This window comes from Mycolicibacterium agri, assembly GCF_002553505.1.
GTDB classification, from domain to species: domain Bacteria; phylum Actinomycetota; class Actinomycetes; order Mycobacteriales; family Mycobacteriaceae; genus Mycobacterium; species Mycobacterium agri.
In genome coordinates this window covers 1-26,218 of record NZ_PDCP01000075.1, presented here as the reverse complement: position 1 = coordinate 26,218, position 26,218 = coordinate 1, and the positions used below count along the sequence as shown (strand labels likewise).

The 26,218-nt window shown below is 67.4% G+C and carries 31 protein-coding genes; 15 read left to right on the top strand and 16 right to left on the bottom strand.

The window, feature by feature from the left end; translation table 11 throughout:
- Positions 1 to 152: 152 nt before the first annotated feature.
- Positions 153 to 1,016, bottom strand: coding sequence for a DNA-3-methyladenine glycosylase family protein (locus CQY20_RS27075; RefSeq protein WP_097943345.1), 864 nt, complete (start codon positions 1,014 to 1,016; stop codon positions 153 to 155).
- Positions 1,017 to 1,362: 346 nt separating this feature from the next.
- Here CQY20_RS27075 and crtI point away from each other — a divergent pair, with 346 nt between their 5' ends.
- The 7 genes from crtI to CQY20_RS27040 are packed head-to-tail and all read left to right on the top strand — an operon-like array spanning position 1,363 to position 7,761.
- Entirely contained in the window at positions 1,363 to 2,877 is a 1,515-nt protein-coding gene (crtI, locus tag CQY20_RS27070; RefSeq protein WP_097943343.1) for a phytoene desaturase family protein, read from the top strand.
- A complete protein-coding gene (locus tag CQY20_RS27065) occupies positions 2,874 to 3,824 on the top strand; it encodes a phytoene/squalene synthase family protein (protein ID WP_097943341.1) in 951 nt (316 codons plus the stop codon). The genes crtI and CQY20_RS27065 overlap by 4 nt, the downstream gene beginning before the upstream one ends.
- A gap of 2 nt (positions 3,825 to 3,826) precedes the next feature.
- Entirely contained in the window at positions 3,827 to 4,171 is a 345-nt protein-coding gene (locus CQY20_RS27060; RefSeq protein ID WP_097943339.1) for a lycopene cyclase domain-containing protein, read from the top strand.
- On the top strand, positions 4,168 to 4,500 hold the full coding sequence (locus CQY20_RS27055; protein ID WP_097943337.1) for a lycopene cyclase domain-containing protein: 333 nt from the start codon (positions 4,168 to 4,170) through the stop codon (positions 4,498 to 4,500). The genes CQY20_RS27060 and CQY20_RS27055 overlap by 4 nt, the downstream gene beginning before the upstream one ends.
- Positions 4,497 to 5,234: a class I SAM-dependent methyltransferase gene (locus CQY20_RS27050; protein WP_234816435.1), complete on the top strand. Its 738-nt coding sequence runs from the start codon at positions 4,497 to 4,499 to the stop codon at positions 5,232 to 5,234. Before CQY20_RS27055 ends, CQY20_RS27050 begins: the two co-directional genes overlap by 4 nt.
- The gene (locus CQY20_RS27045) at positions 5,231 to 6,754 is read left to right on the top strand and encodes an FAD-dependent oxidoreductase (protein WP_097943335.1); all 1,524 of its coding nucleotides are present in this window, start codon (positions 5,231 to 5,233) and stop codon (positions 6,752 to 6,754) included. The genes CQY20_RS27050 and CQY20_RS27045 overlap by 4 nt, the downstream gene beginning before the upstream one ends.
- Entirely contained in the window at positions 6,751 to 7,761 is a 1,011-nt protein-coding gene (locus tag CQY20_RS27040; protein WP_097943333.1) for a Rieske (2Fe-2S) protein, read from the top strand. The genes CQY20_RS27045 and CQY20_RS27040 overlap by 4 nt, the downstream gene beginning before the upstream one ends.
- On the opposite strand, the gene CQY20_RS27035 is transcribed toward CQY20_RS27040, so the two are convergent.
- A complete protein-coding gene (locus CQY20_RS27035; RefSeq protein WP_097943331.1) occupies positions 7,748 to 8,122 on the bottom strand; it encodes a DUF427 domain-containing protein in 375 nt (124 codons plus the stop codon). The two genes, CQY20_RS27040 and CQY20_RS27035, sit on opposite strands and share 14 nt — an antisense overlap.
- Before the next feature lie 91 nt (positions 8,123 to 8,213).
- Here CQY20_RS27035 and CQY20_RS27030 point away from each other — a divergent pair, with 91 nt between their 5' ends.
- Positions 8,214 to 8,684 (top strand): SRPBCC family protein, encoded by a 471-nt coding sequence (locus tag CQY20_RS27030; RefSeq protein ID WP_097943329.1) that lies wholly within the window; start codon positions 8,214 to 8,216, stop codon positions 8,682 to 8,684.
- Positions 8,685 to 8,790: 106 nt separating this feature from the next.
- Here the strand turns inward: CQY20_RS27030 and CQY20_RS27025 are convergent, their stop codons facing one another.
- A complete protein-coding gene (locus CQY20_RS27025; RefSeq protein ID WP_097943327.1) occupies positions 8,791 to 10,161 on the bottom strand; it encodes an NAD(P)/FAD-dependent oxidoreductase in 1,371 nt (456 codons plus the stop codon).
- A 90-nt stretch (positions 10,162 to 10,251) separates the two neighbouring features.
- Between CQY20_RS27025 and CQY20_RS27020 the strand changes: the two genes are divergently transcribed.
- Positions 10,252 to 10,722, top strand: a complete 471-nt coding sequence (locus CQY20_RS27020; protein WP_097943325.1) for a DUF4262 domain-containing protein — start codon at positions 10,252 to 10,254, stop codon at positions 10,720 to 10,722.
- A gap of 25 nt (positions 10,723 to 10,747) precedes the next feature.
- Here CQY20_RS27020 and CQY20_RS27015 read toward each other — a convergent pair whose 3' ends face one another.
- Positions 10,748 to 11,362, bottom strand: a complete 615-nt coding sequence (locus CQY20_RS27015; protein WP_097943323.1) for a TetR/AcrR family transcriptional regulator — start codon at positions 11,360 to 11,362, stop codon at positions 10,748 to 10,750.
- A gap of 209 nt (positions 11,363 to 11,571) precedes the next feature.
- On the opposite strand from CQY20_RS27015, the gene CQY20_RS27010 reads away from it, so the two are divergent.
- Positions 11,572 to 12,096: an NADPH-dependent FMN reductase gene (locus CQY20_RS27010; protein ID WP_097943321.1), complete on the top strand. Its 525-nt coding sequence runs from the start codon at positions 11,572 to 11,574 to the stop codon at positions 12,094 to 12,096.
- A gap of 69 nt (positions 12,097 to 12,165) precedes the next feature.
- On the opposite strand, the gene CQY20_RS27005 is transcribed toward CQY20_RS27010, so the two are convergent.
- The 5 genes from CQY20_RS27005 to CQY20_RS26985 all read right to left on the bottom strand — a co-directional run bounded on the left by CQY20_RS27005 (position 12,166) and on the right by CQY20_RS26985 (position 16,342).
- Positions 12,166 to 12,984, bottom strand: a complete 819-nt coding sequence (locus CQY20_RS27005) for a class I SAM-dependent methyltransferase (protein ID WP_097943319.1) — start codon at positions 12,982 to 12,984, stop codon at positions 12,166 to 12,168.
- A 99-nt stretch (positions 12,985 to 13,083) separates the two neighbouring features.
- A complete protein-coding gene (locus CQY20_RS27000; RefSeq protein WP_097943317.1) occupies positions 13,084 to 14,097 on the bottom strand; it encodes an NAD-dependent epimerase/dehydratase family protein in 1,014 nt (337 codons plus the stop codon).
- Complete coding sequence (locus tag CQY20_RS26995; protein WP_097943315.1) at positions 14,094 to 14,618, bottom strand: nuclear transport factor 2 family protein; 525 nt, start codon at positions 14,616 to 14,618, stop codon at positions 14,094 to 14,096. The genes CQY20_RS27000 and CQY20_RS26995 overlap by 4 nt, the downstream gene beginning before the upstream one ends.
- A 20-nt stretch (positions 14,619 to 14,638) precedes the next feature.
- The gene (locus CQY20_RS26990; RefSeq protein WP_097943313.1) at positions 14,639 to 15,841 is read right to left on the bottom strand and encodes a DUF6236 family protein; all 1,203 of its coding nucleotides are present in this window, start codon (positions 15,839 to 15,841) and stop codon (positions 14,639 to 14,641) included.
- A 99-nt stretch (positions 15,842 to 15,940) separates the two neighbouring features.
- A complete protein-coding gene (locus tag CQY20_RS26985; protein ID WP_234816434.1) occupies positions 15,941 to 16,342 on the bottom strand; it encodes a hypothetical protein in 402 nt (133 codons plus the stop codon).
- 62 nt (positions 16,343 to 16,404) lie between these two features.
- On the opposite strand from CQY20_RS26985, the gene msrB reads away from it, so the two are divergent.
- Complete coding sequence (msrB, locus tag CQY20_RS26980; RefSeq protein ID WP_097943311.1) at positions 16,405 to 16,866, top strand: peptide-methionine (R)-S-oxide reductase MsrB; 462 nt, start codon at positions 16,405 to 16,407, stop codon at positions 16,864 to 16,866.
- A complete protein-coding gene (gene msrA / locus CQY20_RS26975; RefSeq protein ID WP_097943309.1) occupies positions 16,863 to 17,378 on the top strand; it encodes a peptide-methionine (S)-S-oxide reductase MsrA in 516 nt (171 codons plus the stop codon). Before msrB ends, msrA begins: the two co-directional genes overlap by 4 nt.
- Here the strand turns inward: msrA and CQY20_RS26970 are convergent.
- Positions 17,375 to 17,806 (bottom strand): YiiD C-terminal domain-containing protein, encoded by a 432-nt coding sequence (locus tag CQY20_RS26970; protein WP_097943347.1) that lies wholly within the window; start codon positions 17,804 to 17,806, stop codon positions 17,375 to 17,377. The genes msrA and CQY20_RS26970 overlap by 4 nt on opposite strands.
- A gap of 28 nt (positions 17,807 to 17,834) precedes the next feature.
- Positions 17,835 to 19,175 (bottom strand): cytochrome P450, encoded by a 1,341-nt coding sequence (locus CQY20_RS26965; protein ID WP_097943307.1) that lies wholly within the window; start codon positions 19,173 to 19,175, stop codon positions 17,835 to 17,837.
- A gap of 118 nt (positions 19,176 to 19,293) precedes the next feature.
- Here CQY20_RS26965 and CQY20_RS26960 point away from each other — a divergent pair, with 118 nt between their 5' ends.
- Positions 19,294 to 19,914, top strand: coding sequence for a TetR/AcrR family transcriptional regulator (locus CQY20_RS26960; RefSeq protein ID WP_097943305.1), 621 nt, complete (start codon positions 19,294 to 19,296; stop codon positions 19,912 to 19,914).
- A gap of 1 nt (position 19,915) precedes the next feature.
- Here CQY20_RS26960 and CQY20_RS26955 read toward each other — a convergent pair whose 3' ends face one another.
- The gene (locus CQY20_RS26955) at positions 19,916 to 20,485 is read right to left on the bottom strand and encodes a TetR/AcrR family transcriptional regulator (RefSeq protein WP_097943303.1); all 570 of its coding nucleotides are present in this window, start codon (positions 20,483 to 20,485) and stop codon (positions 19,916 to 19,918) included.
- Positions 20,486 to 20,549: 64 nt separating this feature from the next.
- On the opposite strand from CQY20_RS26955, the gene CQY20_RS26950 reads away from it, so the two are divergent.
- Positions 20,550 to 21,221 (top strand): class I SAM-dependent methyltransferase, encoded by a 672-nt coding sequence (locus CQY20_RS26950; protein WP_097943301.1) that lies wholly within the window; start codon positions 20,550 to 20,552, stop codon positions 21,219 to 21,221.
- A gap of 2 nt (positions 21,222 to 21,223) precedes the next feature.
- On the opposite strand, the gene CQY20_RS26945 is transcribed toward CQY20_RS26950, so the two are convergent.
- From CQY20_RS26945 to CQY20_RS26930, 4 genes are all read right to left on the bottom strand, one after another.
- Entirely contained in the window at positions 21,224 to 22,288 is a 1,065-nt protein-coding gene (locus tag CQY20_RS26945; protein ID WP_371871048.1) for an MMP endo-(1,4)-3-O-methyl-alpha-D-mannosidase, read from the bottom strand.
- Positions 22,281 to 23,012 (bottom strand): class I SAM-dependent methyltransferase, encoded by a 732-nt coding sequence (locus CQY20_RS26940; protein ID WP_097943297.1) that lies wholly within the window; start codon positions 23,010 to 23,012, stop codon positions 22,281 to 22,283. The genes CQY20_RS26945 and CQY20_RS26940 overlap by 8 nt, the downstream gene beginning before the upstream one ends.
- Positions 23,006 to 24,241, bottom strand: a complete 1,236-nt coding sequence (locus tag CQY20_RS26935) for an MMP alpha-(1->4)-mannosyltransferase (protein WP_097943295.1) — start codon at positions 24,239 to 24,241, stop codon at positions 23,006 to 23,008. The genes CQY20_RS26940 and CQY20_RS26935 overlap by 7 nt, the downstream gene beginning before the upstream one ends.
- A gap of 175 nt (positions 24,242 to 24,416) precedes the next feature.
- Positions 24,417 to 24,872, bottom strand: a complete 456-nt coding sequence (locus CQY20_RS26930; RefSeq protein WP_097943293.1) for a PPOX class F420-dependent oxidoreductase — start codon at positions 24,870 to 24,872, stop codon at positions 24,417 to 24,419.
- A gap of 128 nt (positions 24,873 to 25,000) precedes the next feature.
- Here CQY20_RS26930 and CQY20_RS26925 point away from each other — a divergent pair.
- On the top strand, positions 25,001 to 26,218 hold a 1,218-nt coding region (locus CQY20_RS26925; RefSeq protein WP_133119142.1), incomplete at its 3' end, for a serine/threonine-protein kinase.

Sequence of the window (26,218 nt, the reverse complement as noted above, 5' to 3'; positions counted from 1 at the left end):
GGGCAATGCTCCGCGACCACGCCGTCTACCAGCCCACAACTACTGCTGCGGCCGCTTGACAACGTCATTGAGAATCTCCTTTATTTCTGATGACCCGCGTGTACCCGGGCCGCTAAGGCGGTAATCACGCGAAGATCACTTCGCGGCAGGTGTCACATATCGGCGAGTCTGGGGATGGCCTGGCGGGCGCCGAACCGCGGCAGGCGGGCCAGACCGCTGGCCTCGAGCAGGCGCACCGCACGGTGCCGGTGTGGGCGCATCGGTTCGAGAAGTTCGACCATCGCCGCGTCGTCGATCGGATAGCCCAGCAGGCTCCACCCGACGACCTTGGCCAGGTGGTAGTCGCCGATCGACAGCGCATCGGCGTCGCCGAACGCGCGCTGCGCGGTCTCGGCCGCTGTCCATACGCCGACGCCGGGAAGCGAGGTCATCGCGGCGCGGGCGGCCTCGGGCGACCTGTTGACCAGTCGCTCGAGCGAATCGGCCCGCTGCGCGCAGCCGACCACCGTGCGGGCCCGCCCGGGGTCGACGTTGGCGCGGTGAAATTCCCACGAAGGGATGCGCCGCCACACCTCTGCGGGCGGCGGGACCCGCATACGCGCGGGCGCCGGGCCGGGCGCGGGAGAGCCGTATCTGGTGACCAGCAGCCGCCACGCGCGGAACGCGTCCTTGCCGGAGACCCGCTGCTCGATCACCGCCGGGATCAGCGCCTCCAGCACCAGCCCGGTGCGGCCCAGCCGCAGGTGCGGCACCCGCCGATACGCCTCGGCGATCGTCGGCTCCTCGGGCGCGAAGCCGGTCGAGTCGTCGTCGGCGCCCAACAACGCCGGCAGCCGGTCGGCGAACTCCCGCGCGCCGCTCCCCCACGCCTCACACGCGACGGTGCTCGGCCCGGCCCGGGTGATGCGCGCGGTCACCGGCCCGCCGGGCAGCAGACTGGTCCGCCAGATCGCACCGTCGGATGTGACGACATAGCAGGGATCCCCGCCGCCGCGCCGCAACGGCGACAGCGTCAAGCCGGGACTGACCGGTCCCGGGAAGTCGACGGTGCACTCGACCGGCTTCGTCGGCCCGGTTCCCGGCTCATCGGCTGCGTTGGAGGGGGCGATGGTGGCGATGAAGCAATAGTGGCATCTCCTGGGGTTCGTTTTCCTGCACCGGGGGTATGGACACTTCGCGAATGTGCCGGTGTTGCCACTGGGTCTTCGTCGCTGGGTCGTGGAAAGGGGGCGCGGGTTTGGGACTCGAATTCGCGTTCGCGCAATTTGCCGACCCGGTGAATCATGCCGCTGGCGTGCCTAGGCTGGATGTGGTGCGCGACGTTGCACGGAAGTCGGGCGATAACACGCGGCGGGTGGTGTGATGCGGGTCGTCGGGGGCAAGACCGATCACGTGGTAGTCGTTGGTGCCGGTCTTGCCGGTTTGTCCGCGGCACTGCACCTGGCCGGACGTGGCCGTGCCGTCACCGTCGTCGAGCGCGGGGACTTTGCCGGCGGCCGCGTGGGCCGCAGGGACATCGACGGCTATCGGCTCGACACCGGCCCGACCGTTCTCACCATGCCCGACCTCATCGACGAGGCGTTCGCCGCCGTCGGCGAGACCACCTCCGACCGGCTCCAGCTCGACACTGTCGACCCGTCCTACCGCGCCGTGTTCGCCGACGGCGCCAGCCTGGACGTGCACCGCGACCGCGACGCGATGGCGGCCGAGATCGAGCGGCTGGCCGGGCCGCAGCAGGCGCAGGGTTATCTGCGGCTGCGGGACTGGCTGACGCGGCTGTACGAGGTCGAATTCGACGGGTTCATCGCCGCGAACTTCGATTCGCCACTGTCGCTGCTGACGCCGCAGCTGGCCCGGCTCGCCGCGCTTGGCGGCTTTCGCCGCTGGGAGCGGGTGATGAAGCGGTTCATCACCGATCCGCGGCTGCTGCGCATCTTCACCTTTCAGGCGCTCTATGCGGGCGTTCCGCCTCAGCGTGCGCTGGCCGTCTACGCGGTGATCGCCTACATGGACACCGTCGCGGGCGTGTACTTCCCCCGCGGCGGGATGCGCGCGCTACCCGACGCGATGGCGGCCGCGGCCTCCGATGCCGGGGTCGAATTCCGTTACGGCGCAACGGTGACGGGGCTGGACCGCCGCGGCGACCGGGTCACGGCGGTGACCACGGATACGGGTGAGCGGTTCGACGCCGACGCGGTGATCCTGACGACCGAGCTTCCCGACACCTACCGCCTGCTCGGCCGCACGCCGCGTCGGCTGCTGCCACTGCGGCCCTCACCGTCGGCGGTCGTCGCCCATGTCGGCTGCCGGGCGGCGGACGCTGAATTGCCGCACCACCACATCCTTTTCGGCGACGCATGGGACGAGACGTTCCGCGACATCATCGACGACGGCGTCCTGATGCGTGATCCGTCGCTGTTGGTGACCAGGCCGACGGCCGGAGATCCCACGCTTGCGCCCGACGGCCGCGACCTGCTCTACATCCTGGCTCCCGCGCCGAACCTGGTGCGCGGCAACGTCGATTGGAAGAGCGTCGGTGGTGCTTACACCGACAACATGATCGCCGCGGTGAATGCGCGGCTGCCGCAACTGGGTGTCGACGCGGAGCTGCTGCACGTCGTCAACCCTGCGGATTGGGCCGACCAGGGGATGGTGGCGGGCACCCCGTTCGCGCTCGCCCACACGTTCGGCCAGACCGGACCGTTCCGCCCGGCCAACCTCGTCCGCGGCATCGACAACGTCGTGCTGGCGGGGTCGTCGACCGTTCCCGGCGTCGGCGTACCGACGGCATTGTTGTCGGGTCGGCTCGCCGCCGACCGGATCACCGGGGTGACCAGTCGCCGGGTCGCCACGCATAGCCGAAGACAGACAGCATGATCCGGTCCGAACTCGACGCCGCCGGTGTGCATGACCCGGCACTTCGCGATGCGTACCGACAGTGCCGGATGCTCAACGCCGAACACGGCAAGACGTTCTTCTTGGCGACCAGACTGCTGGCCCCCGAGCAGCGACCCGCCGTGCACGCCCTGTACGGATTCGCGCGGCGCGCCGACGACATCCTCGACGAGTTCGATGACACTCTTACGGCTGCCGAACGCGGCGAGCGGCTACAGAAGTTGGCCACGCAGTTGTTCAATCAGCTTGTCCAGAACCAGGATTGCGGCGACGATCCGGCGCTGCGTGCCGTGGTGCACACCGCGCGTCGCTACGACATCCCCTGGGAGATGTTCGACGACTTCCTGACGTCGATGCGGATGGATCTGACCGTCACCGACTACCCGGACCGCACGGCGCTGGAGCGCTACATGCACGGCTCGGCCGAGGTGATCGGATTGCAGATGCTGCCGGTGCTCGGCACGGTGTGTGCCCGCGAGGAGGCCGCGCCGTACGCCGCCGCGCTCGGAAAGGCGTTCCAGCTCACCAACTTCCTGCGCGACGTCGATGAGGATCTGCAGCGCGGGCGGGTGTATCTGCCCGCCGACGAGCTGGCGGCCTACCGCGTCGACCGCGACACATTAGCGTGGTGTCACGCCAACAAACGCACCGACAAGAGGGTGCGCCGCGCGCTGATCGAACAGCACGCCGCCACCCGCCGCGTGTACGAAGTCGCCCGTAAGGGCATCGAAATGCTCGACGAGCGGTCTCGGCCCTGTGTGGCGTCGGCGTACACGCTGTACTCGGAGATCCTGGACCGCATCGAAGGCATCGACTTCGCGATCTTCAACCAACGCGCGAGCGTCGGCACCGCAAGGCGGTTGCAGGTCGCCGGCGTCGGCCTGATGAAAGCCTGGCGTGCGCGCCGCAACCACAGTACGAAGATCTAGCGATGGATCACTGGCAGTATCTGATGGTCTTGGGCGCCTGCCTGCTCATCACCGCACCGCTGGAGTTGTTCGGCGACGGGGTGTATCGCCAGGCGCGGCGGGCCGCGTTCGCGATTCTGCCGGTCGCGGCGGTGTTCGTGGTGTGGGACGTGCTGGCGATCGCCGCAGGAGTGTGGACCTACAACCCGCACTACATCAGCATGATCAAGCTGCCCGGCAAGATCCCGCTCGAAGAAGTGCTGTTCTTCCTCGTGATTCCGTTGTGCGGCCTGCTCACCTACAACGCCGTCGACACCATCCTTGGCTATCTGCACAAGCGCCGCGCCCGCTCGGAGCGGTCGTCGTGACCGGCCTCGGCTACACGCTGCCCGCGGTGCTGGCGGTGATTCTGGTGTGCGCGTGGGAATTCAAGGTCCTGCGCACCGGGCTGTTCCGCAGACCGGCGTACTGGATCTCGATGGTCATCGTGTTCGGTTTCCAGATACTCGTCGACGGTTGGCTCACCAAGCTGTCGGCGCCGATCGTCATCTACAACGAGAACCACACCATCGGGATCCGGTTCCCCTTCGACATTCCCGTCGAAGACTTTCTGTTCGGCTTCGCATTGGTGACCGCCGTGCTGCTGCTCTGGGAACAGCAGCGGCTGCGCGCCCGTGCGACGGAAGAGGCAACGTGACGTCTGAAAAGTTTTTGCGCACGCGAGGAGCACACAAGGCAGGAGTTCCTGCCGCGTTCGACGCCGGCGCGGCGGCCTACGACGGCCTCGTCGACGCCAATCCCGGCTACCACCGCCATCTCCGCATGTCGGCCGGGCGGATGCGGCTTGCCAACGGCGGCAAGGGGTTGCGGCTGCTCGACGCGGGCTGCGGCACCGGTGCGTCGACCGCGGCGCTGCTGGCCGTCGCGCCGGCTGCCGAGATCGTCGCCGTCGACGCGTCGAAGGGCATGCTGGCCGAGGCCACAGGCAAACGCTGGCCGTCGACGGTGTCGTTCGTGCACAGCCGCATCGAGGACATCGCCGAAGCCGGTGTCACCGGACCATTTGACGGCATCTTCGCCGCCTACCTGCTGCGCAACCTCGCCGACCCCGATGCCACACTGCGCGAGTTCCGGACCCTGCTGCGGCCGGGCGCCACGCTGGCCGTACACGAGTATTCGGTGCGCGACAGCCGCCTGGCCACCGCGGTGTGGAACGCGGTGTGCGCCGGCATCATCATCCCGATGGGCAAACTCCGCAGCGGCGACGCGGGCCTCTACCGCTATCTGCGGCGCAGCGTCAACGAATTCGACGGCGCGCAGGTTTTCCGGAAGCGACTGCAGGACAACGAGTTTGTCAATGTACGGTCTGAGACGGTGCCCGGCTGGCAGCGCAACATCGTGCACACCTTCCTCGGGGATGCCCCGTCATGACCGATCCCCGCCGCGCGACCCATCCCGCACCGGACGGCCTGCCCGATGCAGGCGCGCTGGACAAGCGGCCGCACGTCGTAGTGGTCGGCGCGGGCATCGCCGGGCTCGCGGCGGCGACCGGTCTCGCCGAGCGCGGCGTCGCGGTCGACGTCATCGAGCGCGAGTCCTACCTCGGCGGGCGGGTCGGTGGTTGGACCGACACGGCCGACGGCGTCGAGCTCGCGATGAACCGCGGCTTCCACGCGTTCTTCCGCCAGTACTACAACCTGCGAGACCTGTTGCGCCGCATCGACGACGGCTTGGGCATGTTGACGCCGGTCGAGGACTACCCGCTGGTCGACGGGCAGGGTCGGCGCGACACGTTTCGCGGACTGCCTCAGACACCGCCGCTGAATGCGTTGGCGTTCGCGTTGCGCAGCCCGACGTTCCGGCTGCGTGATCTGGCGCGGCTGAACGCCCGCGCGGCCGCACCATTGGCGGCGGTGTCGGTGCCCGACATCTACCAGCGCCTCGACCACGTCGACGCTGACAGCTTCCTGCGCGACATCAACTTTCCCGAAGCGGCGCGCCATCTCGCGTTCGAGGTGTTCTCCCGCAGCTTCTTCGCCGAACCCCCTCGGCTGTCGGCGGCCGAGCTGGCCACCATGTTCCACATTTACTTCCTCGGCTCCAGCGAGGGCTTGATCTTCGACGTGGCGAACGCCAATTTCGATGTCGCGCTGTGGAATCCGCTCCGTGCCTATCTGGAGTCGCGGGGCGTGCGGTTTCACACCGGCGCGTCGGTGACCGCGGTGAGCACCGACCCGCAGCTGCGGGTACACACCGACAACGGCGGCGAGTTCGACTGCGACGGACTGGTGTTGGCCACCGATGTGGCCGGTCTGCGCACCATCGTCGATGCGTCACCTGGCCTCGGCAGTGACGTTTGGCGCGCGCAAGTCGCAGCGTTGGGCACCGCGCCGCCGTTCGTCGTGCAGCGGCTGTGGCTGGATCGACCGGTGCGCGCCGATCGTGCCGCGTTTCTCGGCACGGGCGGGCGGCCGCCGCTGGACAATGTCAGCGTGCTGGAACGCTACGAACGCGAGGCGGCGGCATGGGCCCGCCGCACCGGCGGCTCCGTCGTCGAGCTGCACTCCTATGCGGCCACGACGTCGCCCGACGACCTCCGCGACCGGATGTTCGCCCGGCTGCCCGAGCTCTATCCAGAGACCAAGGGCGCCAACATCATTCACGAACGGGTGCTGGTGCGCAGCGACTGCCCGCGGTTTGCGCCCGGCGACCACGCCGCGCGCCCGACCGTGCGCACACCGCTTCCGACCGTCGCCCTGGCCGGTGACGGCGTCCGCATCGACCTGCCCGTCGCCCTGATGGAACGCGCCGCGACCACGGGCTGGGCGGCGGCCAACCATCTTCTCGCACAGTACGGCCTTGCGGGTCACACCCTGCACACCGTGCCGGTGCAGGGTCGATCCGCTGCGCTACGCAAACTCGCGCAACGGGAAAGGCAATTGGTGCGATGAGCGTGCTCACCGAATTGAAGACGAAATGGGCGAAAACTTCGCCGTTCAAACTGCTTCCGCGACAGCAATGGGCCAGCCAGCGGCCGACGTACCAGGACGCGCAGCCCGCGATCATCGACGCCGCGTTGCAGCGATCGCAGCGACGCCCGAGCGGCAGCTGGTTTGTGTTCGCCGCGGCCGAGGACATCGGCAAGCGTCCGTTCGGCACCTCGGTCGGCGGCGTCGAGATCGTCGCGTGGCGTGGCCTCGACGGCGCCCTGCACGTCGGGCCCGCAACGTGTCCGCATCTGGGCGCGGACCTGTCGACCGGAACCGTGGACTGCGGCGCGTTGATCTGCCCGTGGCACGGCCTTCGGCTGGAAGGCGGCCGCGAATTCGGTTGGAAGCCATACCCGGCCTACGACGACGGGGTGCTGGCATGGGTGCGGCTGGACCACATCGGCGGCGAGGAGCCGACCGACGCGCCGATCGTGCCAACCCGACCCGACGGCGCCTGCCTGCACGCCGTCACGCGGTTGGTCGGCATCTGCGAGCCCAGCGACATCATCGCCAACCGGCTCGACCCGTGGCACGGCGCCTGGTATCACCCGTATTCGTTCGCGCAACTGGACGTGCTGTCCGCGCCGCCGGCCGACGCCGACCTGCCCGAGGAACAAGACCGCTTCCTGGTTCCGGTGACGTTTCACATCGGCCGCTTCGGCATCCCCGTCGTCGCCGAATTCACCAGCCCTGAGCCGCGCACAGTCGTCATGCGCATCGTCGACGGCGAGGGCGCGGGCAGCGTCGTCGAAACCCACGCCACCCCGGTCAGCTCCGGACCCGACGGGCTGCCACGCAGCGCGGTGATCGAAGCCGTCGTCGCGCATTCCGACCGCCCCGGCTTCGTGCATGCGCTGAGGGGCCGGCCGTTGATCGCACCGTTCATGCGGCACGCCGCCACCAAGCTGTGGCGCGACGATCTGGCCTACGCCGAACGGCGCTACGCGGTGCGCACTAGGCGACGGTGATGTCGGCCTTGTCCGGGTAGAACGCCACATGCCCGGCGATGTCGCCGACCGCGGGATACGGCCGCTCGTAGGTCCAGATGGCGTCCTCGACGATATCCCCGGCCGACGTCGTCACGTTGTAGTAGCTGGCGTCGCCCTTGAACGGGCAGTACGTGGTGGTGTCGCTTGACGTCAGCTTGCTCGCGACGACGTCCCGCATCGGGATGTACTGCACGGCGGGATAGGTCGACTCCTGCAGCGTCAGCGCATTGTCGGTGTCGGCGACCACTTCGCCGTTGATGCGCACGGTGACGTGCTTGCCGGTGGGTGCGACGGTGATGGGGTGCTCGGCGGTGGGCTCGAGGACGGGTTTGTCGGTCATGGGTGTCTCCTGACGGATCGATTGCCCTTCTATGCGCAACCGGTCCATAGACGCTATTTCTTCCCCCACTGCACGGGTCTACCATCGCCGAATGACTGTTCTCGGACCGGCCAGCGCCCAGGCCGACGTCGACATCAGGGCCGACTGCGGCACGGTGTACTCGCTCATCACCGACCTGCCTACGCTGGCGTCGCTGGCCGAGGAGAACGAAGTGATGAAGTGGCGCAAGGGCGGGCAGGCGGCGCCGGGCGCAGTGTTCAGGGGCACCAACCGCAACGGGATTCGGCGCTGGTCGACCACCTGCACGGTCACCGACGCGGAACCGGGCCGCGTGTTCGCTTTCGACGTCAGCTACCTCGGCCTGCCGGTCGCGCACTGGCGCTACGAGATCGTCCCCACCGAGGACGGCTGCCGCGTCACCGAGGGCACCTGGGACCGCAGGCCGAAGTGGTTCGTCAAGCCCGGCGGACTGGCGACCGGTGTGATGGACCGCGACACGGCCAACGCCGAGCACATCGAGGTCACGTTGGCGCGACTCAAGGCCAAGGCCGAAGCGGGCTGATTTTTCGCCGAGACGGAAACCACGCAGCAAAAGTGCGAGTACGGGCCTGCGTCGACTCCGTTTGGCGGCGAAGGCACGCTAACGCCCCGGGCCGCGGCGAGGTGGGCTAGGGCCTGCCCGCGATCTTGTCGGCGATCACCGCGATCGGCGAGGTGGTGTCGCGACCGCGGGCCTCATGCCAGTCGGCGAGCTTGTAGGCGAGGTACATGCCGCGTACTCCCAGCCAACGCAACGGCTCTGGCTCCCATGTCGGTGAGCGGTGGCCGACCCACGGCAGCTCGGTCAGCGGCGTCGTGGCGTCGAGCACCAGATCGGCGAGAGTGCGGCCGGCGAGGTTCGTCGCGGTGACCCCGTGGCCGACATACCCGCCGGCCCAACCCAATCCGGACTTCTTGTCGAGGTCGATTCCCGCCGACCAGTCGCGCGGCACGGCCAGTACGCCGCACCAGCCGTGCGCGATCGGCACGTCACGAATCTGCGGCAGCACGGCGCGCAGCGTCTTGGTCAGATGGGTGATCGTGCGCTCGGGCACACGGCCGTCCTTATCGGTGCGGGAGGCGTAGCGGTAGGGCACGCTCCTGCCGCCGATCGCGATGCGATTGTCGACGGTGCGCTGCGCGTAGAAGAACCCGTGGGCGGTGTCGCCGACGGTTTCGCGTCCACTCCAGCCGATGGTGTTCCACAGGTCGTCGGGGATCGGGTCGGTGGCGATCATCGAGCTGTTCATCGGCAGCCACCGCCGCCGCAGCCCCGGCAGCGAGGCGGTAAAGCCTTCCGTCGCGCGCAGCACGATCGGCGCGGTGACGGTGCCGTGCGACGTGCTCGCCTTGCCGGGCGAGATCTCGGTGACGGGTGACTGTTCGTAGATGTCGACGCCGAGCTTCTCGACCGTGTCGGCCAGCCTCCGCGCGAGCCTGGCCGGTTGGATGCGGGCGCAGTGCGGGTTGTGGTACGCGGCCACCACCCCGTCGAACCGAATACGTTCGGCCGCTTCGCCTTTCGTCAGAACGGTGATGCCGTCGACCTTCCAGCGCATCTCCTCCTCGACTTCGGCGGCCAACCGGGAGGCCTGTGCGGCATTGCGAGCGATCTGCATAGTGCCGCCCTTGACGATGCCCGCGTCGATCCCCTCGCGTGCCGCGACGTCGATGACCTCGTCGACGGCGTCGTTGAGCGCGCGTTGCCACGCCACCACTCCGTCACGGCCGTGCTGGGCGGCCATCCTGTTGCGGTCGCCCGGCACCAGTCCCGACAGCCAGCCGCCGTTGCGGCCGGAAGCGCCGAACCCGGCGAACCGTGCTTCGAGGATCGCGATGCGCAGCGACGGGTCGGCGCGCTTGAGGTAGTAGGCCGTCCACAGGCCGGTGTAGCCGGCGCCGACGATGCAGACGTCGACGTCGCGGTCGCCGGGCAGCGCAGGCCGGTAGGCGGGCAGTTGGTCGAACCAGTGCGACACCTGGCCGTTGATCGTGGGCACCGAGCGATTCTGCCAGGCCCGTCAACTCTGCTCGTCAACTTGTCAGAGGCCAGGCGCATGGTGTGGGCAAGTACGACGAAAGGACGTGCCATGTGCTGGCAATGCGACCACCCGCAGGCCACTCCCGCGGATTACCTCAGGGAGTTGCGCAGGACCATCACCAAACACAGGTGGGTCGTGCAGTACGTCGAGGACGAGCGACGACCGTTCGCCTACACGATCGGGTTGCACAAGCGCGGTTTCGCCGAGTATCTGGTGACGGGCGTATCACCCGAATTCGCTTCGAAGCTGCTGAACTCGGTGGCCGACTACACCATCTGCGAGGTCCAGCCGAAGCCCGGCGACACCATGACGATCGCCGGCGAAGTCGACCTCGAGTTCGTCGAAGTCGCTCAACCGGACGCGCATCTGTGTCATGCGGTCAACCTCTACGGGCCGAGTGTGCGCGCGCTGCAACTCGTCTGGCGCGACGACGACGGGCACACCCCGTGGTGTTCCGATTTCGACGGCGGCCGCGGCAGTCAACCCGTTCTCGGCAGGCGCGGGCCCCGTTGCGCGTAGCGGCTCTTCGCTGATCGCCGGCGTGTCAGGACCGCGACAGCACCTGTGCCATCTGCTCCTCGGTCGGCGGGGCCGGTAGCGGCTCGTCCGGTGCGTGCGCGCCGACGCCCTCGAGCCACAGCGCGACCAGGCGCGCGCTGGCGCCGGGTGCGTCGTCGGCGGCCCTGCGGATCAGGCCCTCGTTGGCGATCAGCAGCACGGCGACGTCGGCGGGTGTGACGTCACCGTGGACCGCGCCTGCCGCGACCGCGCGTTCGACGACGGTGCGGATCGCCGCGTAGTGCCGGTCGCGGAGTTCGTCCACGGCGGGTGAGACGGGTTGCAGCGAGACCAGCAGGCCCGCCAGCGCGCGGTTGCTGGCCTGTAGCGCGGCGGTTGCGGTGATCGCCTCACGGAATGCGGTCGCGGGATCCGGCGCGTCGGCGGCCTCTTTGGCCAGCGTGCAGTACCGCCGCAGCTGCCGTTCGAACAGTTCGGCGACCAGTGCCGAGCGGTCGCGGAAGTGCCGGTAGAGCGTGGCGTTGCCGACGCCCGCGCGCCGTGCGATCTCGTTCAGCGACACGTCAAGGCCGTGCTCCGCGAACGCCGCTTCTGCGGCCTCGAGCAGCGCCGACCTGTTGCTCGCCGCATCGGTGCGCACAACGACCCCCTTCCTGGCCCCGTCTGGCCCCTCTTCGGACCCGTCCGGTCCCTGTCCCGCCGCTGTCCGGCCCCGATTTGCGGCCGCGGCTGTGCGCCGAGATCACGACCATCACCGCAAAATCGTCGTCGCGGAATAACCGAGGAGCCATCCCCGTTTATTCTCCATATTCGAAACGAGGAAGTATCCCCACTTATGAAAGGTATGCCATGACACGTATCGCCGTCATCATCACCAGCACCCGCAGGGAGCGTTTCGCCGATCGGCCCGCCGCATGGGTGTCGGAACGACTGCGCCGCGAAGGTGTCGACGTCGACGTGATCGACATGCGTGATCACGATCTGCCCAGCTTCGACGGACGTGCGCCGCTGTACACCCCGCGCCAGTACGCCAATCCCGCCGTCGCGGACTTCGCGCGCCGGATCGACGCCGCCGACGGCTACATCGTCCTCACCGGCGAGTACAACCACGGCTACACGGGCGTCTTCAAGAATGCGCTCGACCACACGTACGTGGAATGGGATCGCAAGCCGATCGCCTTCGTGGGATGGGGCGGCGTGGGCGGAGCCCGCGCGGTGGAGCAATTGCGAACGGTGGCCATCGAATTGGGCCTCGCCCCGATCCGCCCCGCCGTGCACATCCTGCCCGACGTACTGGGTGCCCGCCATGACCGCCGACGATTACGACCCCAGCCTGTTCGCGACGCTGAACCACAAGATCGACACGCTGGTTAGCGAATTACGGTGGTGGACAGAGGCATTGGCGAACGCCAGGGCGGGATCGGTCGACTGGAGCCGCGAACCTCAGAACGCGTAGCGGTGGTATTGCGCCATGTAATGCAATGACTTGGTCGTCGACATCACCTTGCCCAACAGCCGGTACGGCCACGGCAGGCCGACGAACGACGGTGCGTCGAAGACCGACATCCACTGCAGCAGGCGCAAGCCCGGCACCGCCTCCAGGATGTCGTCTGGCCCGTCGATGCCCCAATGCAGCGTCGCCCCCGCGCGCCGGACGACGGAGTTGGTCCACTGCGTCTTGATGCCGAACCGGCTGAACGCGTCGAACTGCAACTCCCCCGACGGCGCGTGCTCGACAATCCGGCGCAGCAGCGCCACACCCTCGTCCTCGGTCAGGTACATCATCAGGCCTTCGCCGATCATCAGCGTCGGCCGGTCGGCGGGGACGTCGGCGAGCCACGCCGGATCGGTGACCGACGCGGGGACGACGTGGCAGTGCTCGCGCGGCGGAAACAGCTGCGTGCGCAGCGCGGCGACGTCGGGATAGTCGACGTCGAACCACTCGACGGCAGGTCCGGGATCGAGGCGGTAGTACCGGCTGTCCAGGCCGCAGCCCAGGTGCAGCACGATCGCCTCGGGGTGCACCGCGAGAAATTGCCGCGCCCAGAGGTCGAAGTGCGCGGTGCGGGTGGTCACCGACGGCGCCCGAAAGGGCGTGATCGTGGTCTGTGACCAGTCGTAGTCGATGCGGTCGACGATGTCCTTGGCCCACCGGTCGCCGAGGACCGGCTTGTCGGACTCGGCGTCAAGCGCCTTGGCGTAGAGGGTGGCCAACATCGTCTGCGGCGCGCCGGACAGGTCGACATTGAGTTTCTCGCTCACCCCACCGACGCTAGTCCGCTTCACCTCTTCACGCCCAAACCGACAAACGGGCGCAAAAGTGCGAGAAGATCGCACCATTTCGTCGATCTCGGCGTTGCGCTAAGTCGCCCTGCTCTTGCGCTTGGCTTCGCGCAGACCGACCCAGAATCGCGCCGCCTCGCGGATCGACTCCTCGACCGGCCTTGGCTGCCAACCCAACTCACGCCGTGCCTTGGCACAGTCGACCGGCGCCTCGGCACGCATCAGCCGCAGCGAAGCCAGCGACAGTTGCTCGTCAGTGCCGCGCAGCCGCGCCTTGAGCGTGCCCATCGCGGCCAACGCATAGGACAACGCCAGCGGAATCGCCTTGGCCGGCGGCGCCACACCCGCGGCCTCCGCTGCGATGCGGACCACCTCAGCGTTGGTGATCATCTTCTCCGACACCAGGTATCGCCCACCGACGCGGCCCTTTTCGGCGGCCAGGATGAGCGCGCGGGCGGCGTCGTCGACACCCACGGCCTCCAGTTCGATGCCCTTCATCACGAACGGCAACTTGCCGAACGCCGCGCCCGCGATGACCGCGCCGTGCGGTGTGCGGCCCCAGTCGCCCGCGCCGTATGTCGTCGACACGCACATCGCGATGGCGGGCAAGCCGTGCTCACGCGCGTACCGCAGCACCATCTCCTCGGCCTGCAGACGCGAACGCACGTACGGCGTCAGGCCGCGACGCCGCCCCGGCGGGATCACGTCGTCTTCGGTCGCAACTCGACCTCGCTTGCGACCCACTGTGACATAGCTGCTGGTGAAGATGAATCGCTGCAGCCCAGCGCCTTTCGCGATTTCCAAGACGTTGCGGGTGCCGTCGACATTGGTGTGAAACAGCGGCGCGGGATCCTTGAGCCAGCCGCGGGTGTCGACGACGCAGTAGTACACGACATCGCACCCTGCCATCGCCTCGCGCAGCACATCGTCGGCCCAGATGTCGCCGACGAACCGCGTGGTCTCCAGGTCGTCGATGCCGATGGTGTTCGCACCCTCGCGCACCATCACCCGCACGTCCTGCCCATCGTTGACGAGTTGGCGGGTGACGTGGCTGCCGAGATAACCGTTGGCGCCGATCACGAGAACGGTCATCGCGTGCTCCTCGCGTCCGCGTTCGCCCCGTAGGTCTTCATCCACTCCCTCGCCTCGTCAGGCAACGTGCCCAGTTCCTCCGCCTTGCGGCACCACTTGCTGACCGCCGACACGAACCGCAGCGGGTTGTAGACGTCTTCCTGCCTGCACCACTGCCCGTCGCCGGCGTAGGTCAGGATCGAGATGTTGGTGGCGCTGATGACGGTGCCGTCGCCGGGGTCGCGCATGGGGTTGTCCAACTCGCAGACGATCCGCCCCGTCGGCTCGTCGATGACCGACCACAGCGCCGGAAACGCGATCATATGGCTGCCCGGGAAGGTCTCCATCGTCTTCCAGATCCACTTGCGCACTTCCTCGCGGCCGCGCATGGTCCCTGCCGCGTGTTCGACGTAGACGACGTCCTCGCTGTATTGCTCGGCCCAGGGATCCCAGTCGCGGGTCTGTGCGGCCCGCGCGACCGTCTGCTCGAAGTTCGCGAACGCCTCGGCCAGTTCGGCGCGGGTGAACACCTTGCTCGTCACGGGACAAACTAGAACACGTTCTACCCGTGTTTGTCGAGCAAGCTACGTTCTTTCGTGCTTCCATAAGTTCCACGGAGAAACTTCCGAATTCGAGCCTTGAGTGTTCGCGGGGTCAGCTCATCCCTCATGGAGAGTAGGAACGCGACGGGCTCATCTGCCTTCGCAGCCGTTCGTACGGCGCCGACCTCCCACCAGGCGACGCCGATTGCAACCGCTATGCCAGTCGCGGCTGAGACCGTGGGGCTCGCTCCCGCAGCAGCCAACCCGCCACCCGCGATCGCTGGGGGTGCAAGTGACTGGGCGAGCAAGAGTGAGCGCGTCGGCTGCAGTTTGTGAAGCTCTAGGGCCTTTTCAAGTCGACGAAGCCGCGGCTCGACGGTGCACTTAACATGGTCGGCGAACGCTTCGACACGCCGGCGGTCGTGGCGGATAGCGGCCAACTCCGCGAGCTCTGTCTGTTGAGCAGAGACATAGTCGCGGAAGGCGTTCAGTTCCTCAGCCAGGCTCGTGCGACAACGCAGGATCGTCTCGGCCGGAATACTTTCGAGGTTCGCTGGACATACCTGCTGAAGCGCCACCATCAGGTAGGTCGCCACACCGGTGTCCAGCCCTCGCTTGTCTACTTCGGTCGACTGGCCGAGAAGAAGGCTCAGCGCTGACCGAATATCGGTGCTTGGCGAGGCAATCCGTAAATCGGTTTGGTCGGTGAGCGGTTCGAAGTGGCATTCGGCGCTCAGTTGAGCGGCGAGAGCGGTCATGTAGGCGCTGGCGAGAGTTGGGTGCAAGCCCATCCAATTCTCTTTCTGTCGAAGTCCCCGAACCGCGAGCCCCTTGTCCGACAACGCCTCGGCAACACCGTGAGGAAACTTGTCCACGTGAATCCACCCGAGCGCGGGCAGCTCCCAGTCTGGACCGCCAGCATCGGCCCAGCGCTTACCATCCCAGCAACCTCTCGCGCGCTCTACGCCGAACTGATCCACAAGAACGTCGGCGTTTTCTGAGAGGGCCTGTCCCAGATGCCATGTCGACATGGCCAGTAGGTCCCCCGGGGCTTCATCCTGGAGAACTCCCGCTTCCGCGAACACCTGCTCGGTGAGAGTGTCTCGCTTCGCATATCCGTCCGGAACGAGCCGACGCACTGAAGGCCAATACAGCGCCGCCGCTTTCAGCCATTCGTCATTGCGGATGTGAACAAAGGGGAAGTACAACGCAGGCTTCTGCATGATGGATCCTCGTCGCTCTGGTGCCGGCCGCCCGCTGTTCGATCACCTTCGCACTGACGACTGCGCTCCGGGAGCCGTTGTACAAAGTCGTGCACCAGTTCAGTGAGCGCTGAGCACCTGTCGGTCGCCGAGCGGCGCCTGCAGCGGCACCTCCAGCGTCCCGCGCAGGGCGATCATGATGCAGGCCCGGCCGATGGCCTCGGGCGGTGTGCCGCCGCGCAGATCCACGGTGACCGTCGAGGGCGTCTCCTGCGCGGTGGCATGCACGCCGGTGCATTCCGGCGGACCCGACGTGAAGTGGACGAGGACGGCGTCGTCCTGCGCCGCGCGACTCCAGGACTCGATGTGCATCGGATGGGGATCGAGGAGCGCCGGGTTGTCGGTGAACACGACGCCACCCTCGGGTGGCACCTCCGGCGGAGCAATAGGCTCCGCGGCCGCGACCGGGGCGCACAGCACCATCGCGAACAGGGCCGCCAGCATCGTCCTGCGCACTGCCATGTGTCCACGCTAACCGTTGTGACCTGGATTAATCGACCGCCCTATACCGTTATAGGAGCGCCATGAAGAGCAACTATCACAAGAATCCCGAAGCGGTCGGTGCGTTGTCACCCGAGCAGTACTACGTCACGCAGAAGAACGGCACCGAGCGGCCGTTCACCGGCGAGTACTGGGACAACCACGAGCCAGGCATCTACGTCGACGTGGTGTCCGGTGAACCGCTGTTCGCGTCGGTCGACAAGTTCGACAGCGGCACCGGCTGGCCGAGCTTCACCAAGCCGATCGAGCGCGACAACGTGGTCGAGAAGCGCGACCTCTCGCACCTGATGATCCGCACCGAGGTGCGCTCGGCGCACGGCGACAGCCATCTCGGCCACGTGTTCAAGGACGGCCCGCGAGATCGCGGCGGGCTGCGCTATTGCATCAACTCCGCCGCCCTGCGGTTCATCCACCTCGACGACCTCGAGGCGGAAGGATATGGGCAGTACCGGCAGCTGTTTACGAATCAGGAGGCACAGGCATGACTGAGTACAAGAAGGCGATCCTGGCGGGCGGCTGCTTCTGGGGCATGCAGGACTTGATCCGCAAGCAACCGGGGGTGATCTCGACGCGTGTCGGGTACACCGGCGGGCAGAACGATCACCCGACCTACCGCAACCATCCCGGGCACGCCGAGGCGGTCGAGATCATCTACGACCCGGCGCAGACCGACTATCGCGCGCTGCTGGAGTTCTTCTTCCAGATCCACGATCCGACGACGAAGAACCGGCAGGGCAACGACGTCGGGACCAGCTACCGCTCGGCGATCTTCTATCTCGACGAGGAGCAAAAGCGCATCGCGGAAGACACCATCGCCGACGTTGACGCCTCCGGGCTGTGGCCGGGCAAGGTGGTCACCGAGGTGACGCCCGCCAGCGACTTCTGGGAAGCCGAACCCGAGCACCAGGACTACCTGCAGCGCTATCCGCAGGGATACACCTGCCACTTCCCGCGGCCCAACTGGAAGCTCCCGAAGCGGGCCAAGCAAGACGCCTAGCGGCCGCGCGCGCGCAGCTGATACAGCCCGTGCGTGACTGAAACCGTCTGTCCGGCTTCATCTTTGACCACCGCGTCGAGGGTGAAGTCGGCTTTTCCGTTTTCGGCGGCTTCGGCCTCGACGCGCGTGATCTCGTCCTCGCTCAGGCTGGTCTCGGCGCGTAGGTCACTGCGCGCCATCCCGGTGAACTTGATGTCGACGTTCTTGACCAAGGGGTAGTACTTGGCGGGGTCGAACGTGGCCAGCGCGATCACGCCGCCGAGCATCTCGGCGACGGTGAACTGCACCCCGGCGTACACGACGCCGAAGTGATTGCCGTTGCCCTCGAACGGCACTGTGGCGACGGCGCGGCCGCGGTCCGCCTCAACCACCTTGATGCCCATCTTGTGCGCAGGCGGGATGGTCTGCGCCATCGCGCCGTTCATCATGTCGACGAGGCTGGTCACCAGCGCAAGCCTACTTGCGCCGGTACATCACCACGCGACCGCCGGCCTTGGGGGTGTAGGCAACCCCCCTGTGGTGCACCTTCTCGTCGGGCGCGTCGTCGGTTTGGATCCGGAAGCGCTCGAGCACGGTGCGCAGCACCACATCCATCTCGGTGTTGGCGAAGGCCGCGCCGATGCAGCGCCGGGTGCCGCCGCCGAACGGCAGCCACGCGAACGTCGGCGGCTTGCTCTCGACGAACCGGTACGGATCGAATCGCTCGGGATGCGGGAAGATTTCCGGGTTTTCGTGCAGATCGGCGATGCTGACCAGCACCGTGTAACCGTGCGGGATCTCCCACTCGCCGACGTCGAACTTCGGCGCCTTGACGTGGCGGCCCGAGAAGTCGATGACCGTTCGCGCCCTTTGCAATTCGAGGATGGTGGCCTGCCGGAAGTCACTTCCGCCCGCGTCGACCTCCTCGACCAGTTTGGCCAGTACATCCGGGTGACGGCGCAACCGCTCGAATGCCCAGCCAAGCGACGACGCGGTGGTTTCATGCCCGGCGCCGAGCAGTGTCAGCAGTTCGTCGGAGACGTCCTGACGCGACATCGTCGTGCCGTCGTCGTAGCGGCTGCGCAACAGCAGTGCCAGAATGTCTTGCCGCTCATCGAGTTTCGGGTCTGCCTCGGCCTTGTCGATCAGCGTGAACACGATGCGGTCGAACTTCTCGCGGAAAATCTCCAGCCGGCCCCACGGGCTGTAGCGGGTGGTGTTGAACGGCGGCAGGGGCAGGGTGGCCATCCGCGACCCCAGCTTCACCCACGGCGGGATGATTTCGCGCAGCTCGTCGAGTTCGGCTCCGTCGGCGCCGAACACGGTCCGCAGAATCACGTTCAGCGTGATCCGGTTCATCGGCTCGAGGGTCCGAAATTCCTTGCCCTCAGGCCAATTCGCGCTCTCGCGCATCGTCTCTTCTTCGATGACCTTCTCGTAATTCTTGATGCTCTGGCCGTGGAAGGGCGGCGCGAGCAGCTTGCGCCGGTTGCGGTGCTCCTTGCCGTCGAGTGCGAACACCGAACCCGGCCCGAACACTCGGCTGAGGTTGGGTTGCACGTTGATCAGGTCCTCGGTGCTGGCCGTGAACACCGTGCGCACCAGCGCGGGATCGGAGATGATCACGGTCCGGCCGAAGAACGGCACGTCGATGGAGAACACCGGCCCGAGCCGCTGCCGCGCCTTGCGCATCGTCTTGCGGCGAAATCCGATGAAGGCGGCCGCCTGCAGATACCTCGGCAACCGCAGTTCGGGTGGCCGCTTACCCGGTTCACTGGTCTCGAAGGACTCCGTGGGGACGGTGGCTGCCTCAGTCATTCCCGAATCGCTCCCAACCTCTGTGATACTGCTTCGTACCGCCGGATTTCCCCAAACGGTACTCTGCGGTACCGTGTTGTGACAAGCTTTTCCGCAGACCTTTCGGAAGGATTGCCGCGTGACCGTCGCCAAGGATTGGCAGCCCGTCGTCGTCGACGACGCTGTCAGCCCGTTTCGGCGCCGCTTGCTCGACGGGCTGGCGGCGTCGATCGACGAGCGCGGCTACCGCGACACCACGGTGGCCGACATCGTCCGGCACGCCCGCACCTCGAAGCGCACCTTCTACGGCGAGTTCTCCAGCAAGGAGGAGTGCTTCATCGAACTGCTCACGTGGGGCAACCAGCAGATGATCGCCAACATCCGCGCCGCGGTTGATCCCGAAGCCGACTGGCGCGAGCAGGTCCGCAAGGCCGTCGACGCCTGGGTGGCCGAGATCGAGGCGCGCCCGGCGATCACCCTCAGCTGGATCCGCGAGCTGCCCGCGCTGGGCCGGGACGTCCGCGCGCTGCAGCGTCGCGGCATGAACGCCTTCGTCGACATGTTCGTCGAATTCAGCAGCAACGCCGGCTTCCAGCGCGCAGGCATCGCACCGCTGAGCCGCCAGATGGCCGTGCTGCTGTTCGGCGGCCTGCGCGAGTTGAGTGCGCTCACCGTCGAGGACGGCGCCGACGTCCGTGAGCTCGTCGAGACGGCGGTGGCGGGATCGATCGCGATCCTGAGCGCCGGCAGGATCGACTGACCTACCCGAGCATCAGCCGCGCGGACTTCTCCAAGCGGTCGGCGATCTCGGCGTAGGAGCCGTATCCCATACCGGCACGCACGAGTGCCCCCGCGTACAGCAGCTCAAGCGATTCGATCACGTCGGGGTCGCGATCCTGGCCCAGTGCGGCCAACAGCCGCTGGTGGATCTCGCGGCCGATGCGCAGCCGCAACACTTCGACGTCCGGATCGCGACCGAGCAGAGCGCTGGTGACGGCACCCGCGAATTCCGGTTCGTCGGCGACAAGCAGTGCGATCTGCCGTAGCACGCCGATCACCCTGCTCGCGACGTCGTCGTTTTGATCTGTGACCAATGGCGCCGCCGCCAGCCTGCGCCAGAACACCTCGGCGACCAGATGCTCCTTCGACGAGAAGTACGTGTAGGCGGTTGCGGCGCCGACACCCGCCTCGGCGGCGACGCGCCGCACGGTCAGGCCGACGAAGCCCTCCCTGGCGAGAATGTCGACGGCGGCCTTGCCCAGGCGTTCGACGGTGTCGGCCTGCTTGGCGGTCAGACGGCGCCGGGTCGATTCCAGGCCCGGGTCAGACACGTGTCCGGACGCTACTACAACGCGGTATCACCAGCAATGGGACGCGGCGGTAAGTTGGACCGCGATGAGCGCCACCGACACCGCACTGCCCGAATCGGCCGCCCGGCTTTTCGCCCTCGCCGACCGAGTCACCGGATTCATGCCCGCCGACGAAGGTCGGGCGCTGTACGACACGGCGCTGCGCTACCTCGGCGACGGCGTCGGCGTCGAGATCGGCACGTACTGCGGGAAATCGACGCTGTTGCTCGGTGCCGCCGCGCAGCAGACCGGCGGCGTGGTCTACACCGTCGATCACCATCACGGGTCCGAAGAGCATCAGCCGGGCTGGGAGTATCACGACACCTCGCTGGTCGATCCGGTCAGCGGCCGCTTCGACACGCTGCCGTCGTTGCGTCGCGCGCTCGACGACGCCGAACTCGACGAGCACGTTGTCGCCGTCGTCGGCAAGTCGGTCGTCGTCGCCCGCGGGTGGCGAACGGCGTTGAGGTTCTTGTTCATTGACGGCGGGCACACCGAAGAGGCCGCGCAACGCGACTTCGACGGCTGGGCGCGATGGGTCGACATCGGCGGCGCACTGGTCATCCACGACGTGTTCCCCGACCCCAAGGACGGCGGCCAGGCGCCGTTTCACATCTACCAGCGCGGGCTGGAAACCGGTGCGTTCCGCGAGGTTTCGGCCATCGGCTCGATGCGGGTGCTGGAACGCACCTCGGGAACGGTCGGCGAACCGCTGTAGGTTCAGCGGCCGCTTGTCGCGCACTCGCAGTCGAATTCGCCGACCAGGCCGCGCGGCAGATCGTGGCCGCGGAAGATGCCGCTCCCCGGCGTCGTGCACGACAGCGCGTCCGCGGCGAGGATCATCGCCCCGCCGGTCCATGTGGTGCGCTCCTCGGGCCAGCGCTTGCCGTCGGCGAAGACCAGCCCTGTCCAGTAGGAGCCGTCTTCCTCGCGCAGGTGATGCATGGCCGCAAACTGATCGCGCGCTCGTCCGGTTTCGCCGATGGCGTCCAAAGCCATTACCAGTTCGCAGGTTTCGGCGCCGGTGACCCACGGCCGGTCGTCGACGCACCGGATGCCGAGTCCGGGCACGACGAAGTCGTCCCACCGCTCGTCGATGCGTGACCGCGCGGCCGCACCGCGCAGCGCACCACCGAGCACCGGGTAATACCACTCCATCGACCAGCGGTCCTTGCAGACGAACCGGTCTGGATGATGTGCGATCGCGTGGCCGAGCTGGCCGACGGCCACCTCCCACTCAGGTTGGGGGTCGTCGAAGTAGTCGGCCAGCGCAAGCGCGCAGCGCAGGCTGTGGTAGATGCTGGCGCAGCCGGTCAGCAGAGCATCCTGCTCTGGCCCCGAGTCGCTTCGCGCCCAGGCGATTTCGCCGGTCGGACGCTGCAGATCCAAGACGAACTCGATGGCCTTGGTGACCACCGGCCACATGTTCTCGGCAAATCGCCGGTCGCGGGTGATCAGCAGGTGGTGCCAGACGCCGGTCGCGATGTAGGCGCAGAAGTTGCTATCGCTGTTGGCGTCCTCGACGACTCCGTTGCGCAACTGGATCGGCCATGACCCGTCGGGGCGCTGGGTGTCGCGGCACCAATCGAACGCTGCGCGCGCGGGTTCCAGCAGACCGGCCACGGTCAGCGCCATCGCGTTCTCGACATGATCCCACGGATCGGTATGTCCACCGACCGACCACGGGATGGCGCCCGATGACTCCTGGGTGTCCGCGATCGACTGAGCGGTCTGTCGGCATTGCGCCGGCGTCAGGACGCCGGGCACCCCGGGAGCGTCAGGCACCCGCAACAGACACCTCCGGCTTGCGGAAGTACAGCGCCACGCTCTTGCCGATCAACGGGTTCAACAGCGACTCGGCGGTGCGCGTCAACCACGGTTGACTGACCATGTCCCACACCAGCAGTTTGTGGTAGGCCGCGACGACCGGATGATTCGTCTTCGACGGCCCAACAGCGCATTTCAGCCACCAGAACGGCGCGTGCAGCGCATGCGCGTGATGGGTGTGGGTCAGGCGAAGGCCGTGCGCGAGCACCTTGTCGCGCAGTTCGTTGGCGCGGTAGATCCTGATGTGGCCGCCCTCGTTGGCGTGGTACTCGTCCGACAGCGCCCAGCACACTCGTTCGGGCAGCCACCGCGGCACCGTGATGGCCAGCGCGCCGCCCGGCTTGAGGACACGCACGAGTTCGGCGATCGCCCGGTCGTCCTGCGGCACGTGCTCGAGGATCTCCGACGCGATCACGCAATCGAAAGTGCCGTCGGCATAGGGCAAGTCGAGCGCGTCACCCTTGACCGCCTCGGCGGTCGCCGAAGCCGGGACCTCGCCCTGCTCCTTCATCGCCTGCAAGATCTCGTCGACGTCGTTGAGATCGCTTGCGTTCTGGTCGAATGCAATGACCTCGGCGCCGCGCCGGAACGCTTCGAACGAGTGCCGTCCCGCTCCGCAGCCGACATCGATGACCTTCGTGCCCGCGCCGACGCCGAGACGGTCGAAGTCGACGGTCAGCATCGGCCTACCCGAGCGCAGGCCAGTTCGTACACGGCAACGGTCTGGGCCGCAACGGATTCCCAGCTGAACACGTCGAGCGCGCGCTGACGACCGTTGGCGCCGAGGCGGCGCAGTTCCAGCGGCGAATCGAGCAGTTCGCCGAGAACCTTGGTGAGCTCGTCGACGTCGGCCGGAGTCACCAGGCGGGCGCACTGGCCGTCGGGTCCGACCACCTCCGGTAGCGCCCCGGCCCGGCTGGCCACGATAGGCGTACCGCTGGCCATCGCCTCGACCGCGGGCAACGAAAAGCCTTCGTACAGCGACGGTATGCACGCGACCTCCGCGGAGGCCAGCAGGTCAGCCAGCTCGGCGTCGGAGAGACCGCTGGAGCTGTGCACGATATCGGAGATGCCGAGTTCGGCGATCAGCTTCTCGGTCGGCCCGTTCGGTTCGAGCTTGGCGACGAGCTGCAGTTCGAGGTCGCGTTCCACGCGAAGCCGGGCCACCGCGTGCAGCAGGTGGCTGACACCCTTGACCGGGACGTCGGCGCTGGCAATGGCGATGATGCGGTTGCGCACGCGCCGCTCGGCCGGCTTGAACAGCGCGGTGTCGACGCCGAGCGGCACGACATGCAGTTGGTCCGACGCCACCGCGAAGTCCTCGGCGATGTCGGCCGCCGACGTGGATGACACCGTCAGCAGCTCAGGAATCTGGCGCGCGACCTTCTTCTGCATCTCGGCGAAGCCGTACCAGCGACGCACCAGCGGCTTGCGCCACCACGGCGCCGCGGCCACGTCGAGCACCTTGTCCCGCGTGATCGGATGGTGCACGGTCGCCACCACCGGCAGGCCGAGGTCGGCGATCTGCAACAGGCCGGTGCCGAGGCACTGGTTGTCGTGCACGACATCGAAGTCGGCCAGTCGTTCGGCCAGCACCCGCGCGGCGCGCAGGCTGAACGTCTTGGGTTCGGGAAAGCCTGCCGTCCACGTCGTCAGCAACTCGAGCAGATCAATCCGGGTCTTGATCTCGCTGGGCCACGGAATGCGGAAGGGGTCGGGCTCGCGATAGAGGTCGAGGCTGGGCACCTTGGTCAGGCGCACCCTGGGATCTAGGCCCTCGGGGTAAGGCTGGCCGGAGAAGACTTCAACGTCGTGGCCGAGCTCGACGAGGCCGCGGCTCAAGTGGCGGACATACACTCCTTGGCCACCGCAGTGCGTCTTGCTTCGATAGGACAGCAGGGCAACGCGCATACTCAGTTCACTGCCTGCCTACCGCCACGACCTGCGGTCCGGGTAGACGACAGGCCACTGGACATGTGTCCAGACTATAGTTTGACGGGCTATCCGACGCAACGCGGGCCATCCTGAGTGACTACCACAGCGGCCCACGGCCGTCGCGGCCAGCCTGTTGTCCGGTTGTGCGCCGCTATGGCGGCGGGAAGCCGCCGGTGGCCACCGGGCCCCATCGGCGCGGCGTGATCCGGATCAGACATTTGCCTTGATCGACCATCGCCTGTCGGTACTCGGCCCAGTCCGGATGCTCACCCGCGATCGACCGGTAGTAGTCCACCAGCGGTTCGACCGCGTCGGGCAGATCGATCACTTCGGCGTCACCGTCGACCTGAACGTAGGGGCCGTTGAAGTCGTCCGACAGCACGGTCACGCTCGCGGTCGGCCTGCGCCGGATGTTGGCCGACTTCGCCCGCTGCGGGTAGCTGGCGATGATGATGCGGCCGAGGCCGTCGACGCCGCCCGTGACCGGTGAACTCTGAAGCGAGCCGTCGGCGCGAAAGGTGGTCAGCACCATGCGATGTCGCGGGCGGACGAACTCGAGCAGTTCCGGCAGGCCGACGACGTCGGCGGTTGCGTATCTCCTGGCCACCGGGCCAGCCTAGCGAGCGTTCCTGAGTCGAAGTCGGACAAGAGTGCAAATCCGCCGTTCGCAGCGAATTTGCTCGGTACGGTTATCGATTACGCAAATATCCGCATGTCACCGGAGGGCATCGGCACATGGCGATAGGGTCCGCGGGCGGCGCCCCGCCCTCGCGGTCGGGAATAGCGGCCGAGTTGGCAGCGGCCGGGTTCCTCGACGCCGTGGAGATCGGTCGCGGCGGCGGCGGGGTCGTCTACCGCTGCCGCCAGGAGACCCTGGCCCGCAACGTCGCCATCAAGGTGATGACCAACGACCTCGACGAGGACGGCCAGGAGCGCTTCCTGCGTGAGGGCTACGCGATGGGCGCGCTTTCCGGCCACCCGAACATCGTCAACATCTTGCAGGTCGGCGTCACCGAGACCGGCAGGCCCTACATCGTAATGCCGTACCACGCAGCGGGTTCCCTCGCCGAAAGGGTGCGCCGCGAGGGGCGTATCGCGTGGCCAGAGGCGCTGCGCATCGGCGTGAAGTTATGTGGCGCACTGGAAACCGCGCACCGGGCGGACACGCTGCACCGCGACATCAAGCCGGCCAACGTGCTCATCAACGACTACGGCGAACCGCAGTTGTCCGACTTCGGTACCGCGCGCATCGCGGGCGGCTTCAAGACGATGACGGGGTTCTTCACCGGCACCCTGTCCTACACCGCGCCGGAGGTGCTCGCGGGCAACCCGCCGACCGTCGCCGCCGACGTGTACTCCCTAGGCGCGACGCTGTACGCGTTGATCGCGGGCATGCCGCCACACGAGCGCAAGACCGACGAAGACCTGATCGCGCACTATCTGCGGATCACATCGACCCCGGTGCCGAACCTGCGGCCGCAGGGCATTCCGACCGACGTGTGCGCTGCGATCGAGAAGGCGATGGCGCGTGAGCCAGCCGAAAGATTCGTCTCCGCAGAGGATTTCGGACATGTGCTGCAGCTTACGCAGCGTCACAACGGGTTGATCCCGGATCCGATGGCGCTCAGCGACCACAGCAGTCCATCCGCTCAGACGGCGGCCATGCCTGCGACCCCGTTGACCGGCGACCACACCGGCTACACCCCGCCGCCGGGCGTAACCCCTCCGCCGACTCGGGTGCCGGGCGCGACACCCCCGCCGGGCGCGACGCCTCCTCCGGGCGCGACGCCCCCGCCCCGTCCGCCGTTCGGCTCGACGCCTTCGCCGAGTCCACAGCCCATGCCGGCGGCGACCACAAACGTCTTCGCCCACAGCAGGCAGCGAGACCCAACGGCTGTTGACCACTCGCCACACCTGATCGGTCGCGACCCGTGTGTTGCTGCCGTCGGTTCG

Bases quoted from the DNA above. Each gene is read 5' to 3' on its own strand.
- crtI (WP_097943343.1), top strand. From the start codon at position 1,363: ATGCGGGTCGTCGGGGGCAAGACCGATCACGTGGTAGTCGTTGGTGCC.
- CQY20_RS27065 (WP_097943341.1), top strand. From the start codon at position 2,874: ATGATCCGGTCCGAACTCGACGCCGCCGGTGTGCATGACCCGGCACTT.
- CQY20_RS27060 (WP_097943339.1), top strand. From the start codon at position 3,827: ATGGATCACTGGCAGTATCTGATGGTCTTGGGCGCCTGCCTGCTCATC.
- CQY20_RS27045 (WP_097943335.1), top strand. From the start codon at position 5,231: ATGACCGATCCCCGCCGCGCGACCCATCCCGCACCGGACGGCCTGCCC.
- CQY20_RS27040 (WP_097943333.1), top strand. From the start codon at position 6,751: ATGAGCGTGCTCACCGAATTGAAGACGAAATGGGCGAAAACTTCGCCG.
- CQY20_RS27035 (WP_097943331.1), bottom strand. From the start codon at position 8,122: ATGACCGACAAACCCGTCCTCGAGCCCACCGCCGAGCACCCCATCACC.
- CQY20_RS27030 (WP_097943329.1), top strand. From the start codon at position 8,214: ATGACTGTTCTCGGACCGGCCAGCGCCCAGGCCGACGTCGACATCAGG.
- CQY20_RS27020 (WP_097943325.1), top strand. From the start codon at position 10,252: ATGTGCTGGCAATGCGACCACCCGCAGGCCACTCCCGCGGATTACCTC.
- CQY20_RS27010 (WP_097943321.1), top strand. From the start codon at position 11,572: ATGACACGTATCGCCGTCATCATCACCAGCACCCGCAGGGAGCGTTTC.
- CQY20_RS27000 (WP_097943317.1), bottom strand. From the start codon at position 14,097: ATGACCGTTCTCGTGATCGGCGCCAACGGTTATCTCGGCAGCCACGTC.
- CQY20_RS26990 (WP_097943313.1), bottom strand. From the start codon at position 15,841: ATGCAGAAGCCTGCGTTGTACTTCCCCTTTGTTCACATCCGCAATGAC.
- CQY20_RS26985 (WP_234816434.1), bottom strand. From the start codon at position 16,342: ATGGCAGTGCGCAGGACGATGCTGGCGGCCCTGTTCGCGATGGTGCTG.
- msrB (WP_097943311.1), top strand. From the start codon at position 16,405: ATGAAGAGCAACTATCACAAGAATCCCGAAGCGGTCGGTGCGTTGTCA.
- msrA (WP_097943309.1), top strand. From the start codon at position 16,863: ATGACTGAGTACAAGAAGGCGATCCTGGCGGGCGGCTGCTTCTGGGGC.
- CQY20_RS26970 (WP_097943347.1), bottom strand. From the start codon at position 17,806: ATGATGAACGGCGCGATGGCGCAGACCATCCCGCCTGCGCACAAGATG.
- CQY20_RS26965 (WP_097943307.1), bottom strand. From the start codon at position 19,175: ATGACTGAGGCAGCCACCGTCCCCACGGAGTCCTTCGAGACCAGTGAA.
- CQY20_RS26950 (WP_097943301.1), top strand. From the start codon at position 20,550: ATGAGCGCCACCGACACCGCACTGCCCGAATCGGCCGCCCGGCTTTTC.
- CQY20_RS26940 (WP_097943297.1), bottom strand. From the start codon at position 23,012: ATGCTGACCGTCGACTTCGACCGTCTCGGCGTCGGCGCGGGCACGAAG.
- CQY20_RS26935 (WP_097943295.1), bottom strand. From the start codon at position 24,241: ATGCGCGTTGCCCTGCTGTCCTATCGAAGCAAGACGCACTGCGGTGGC.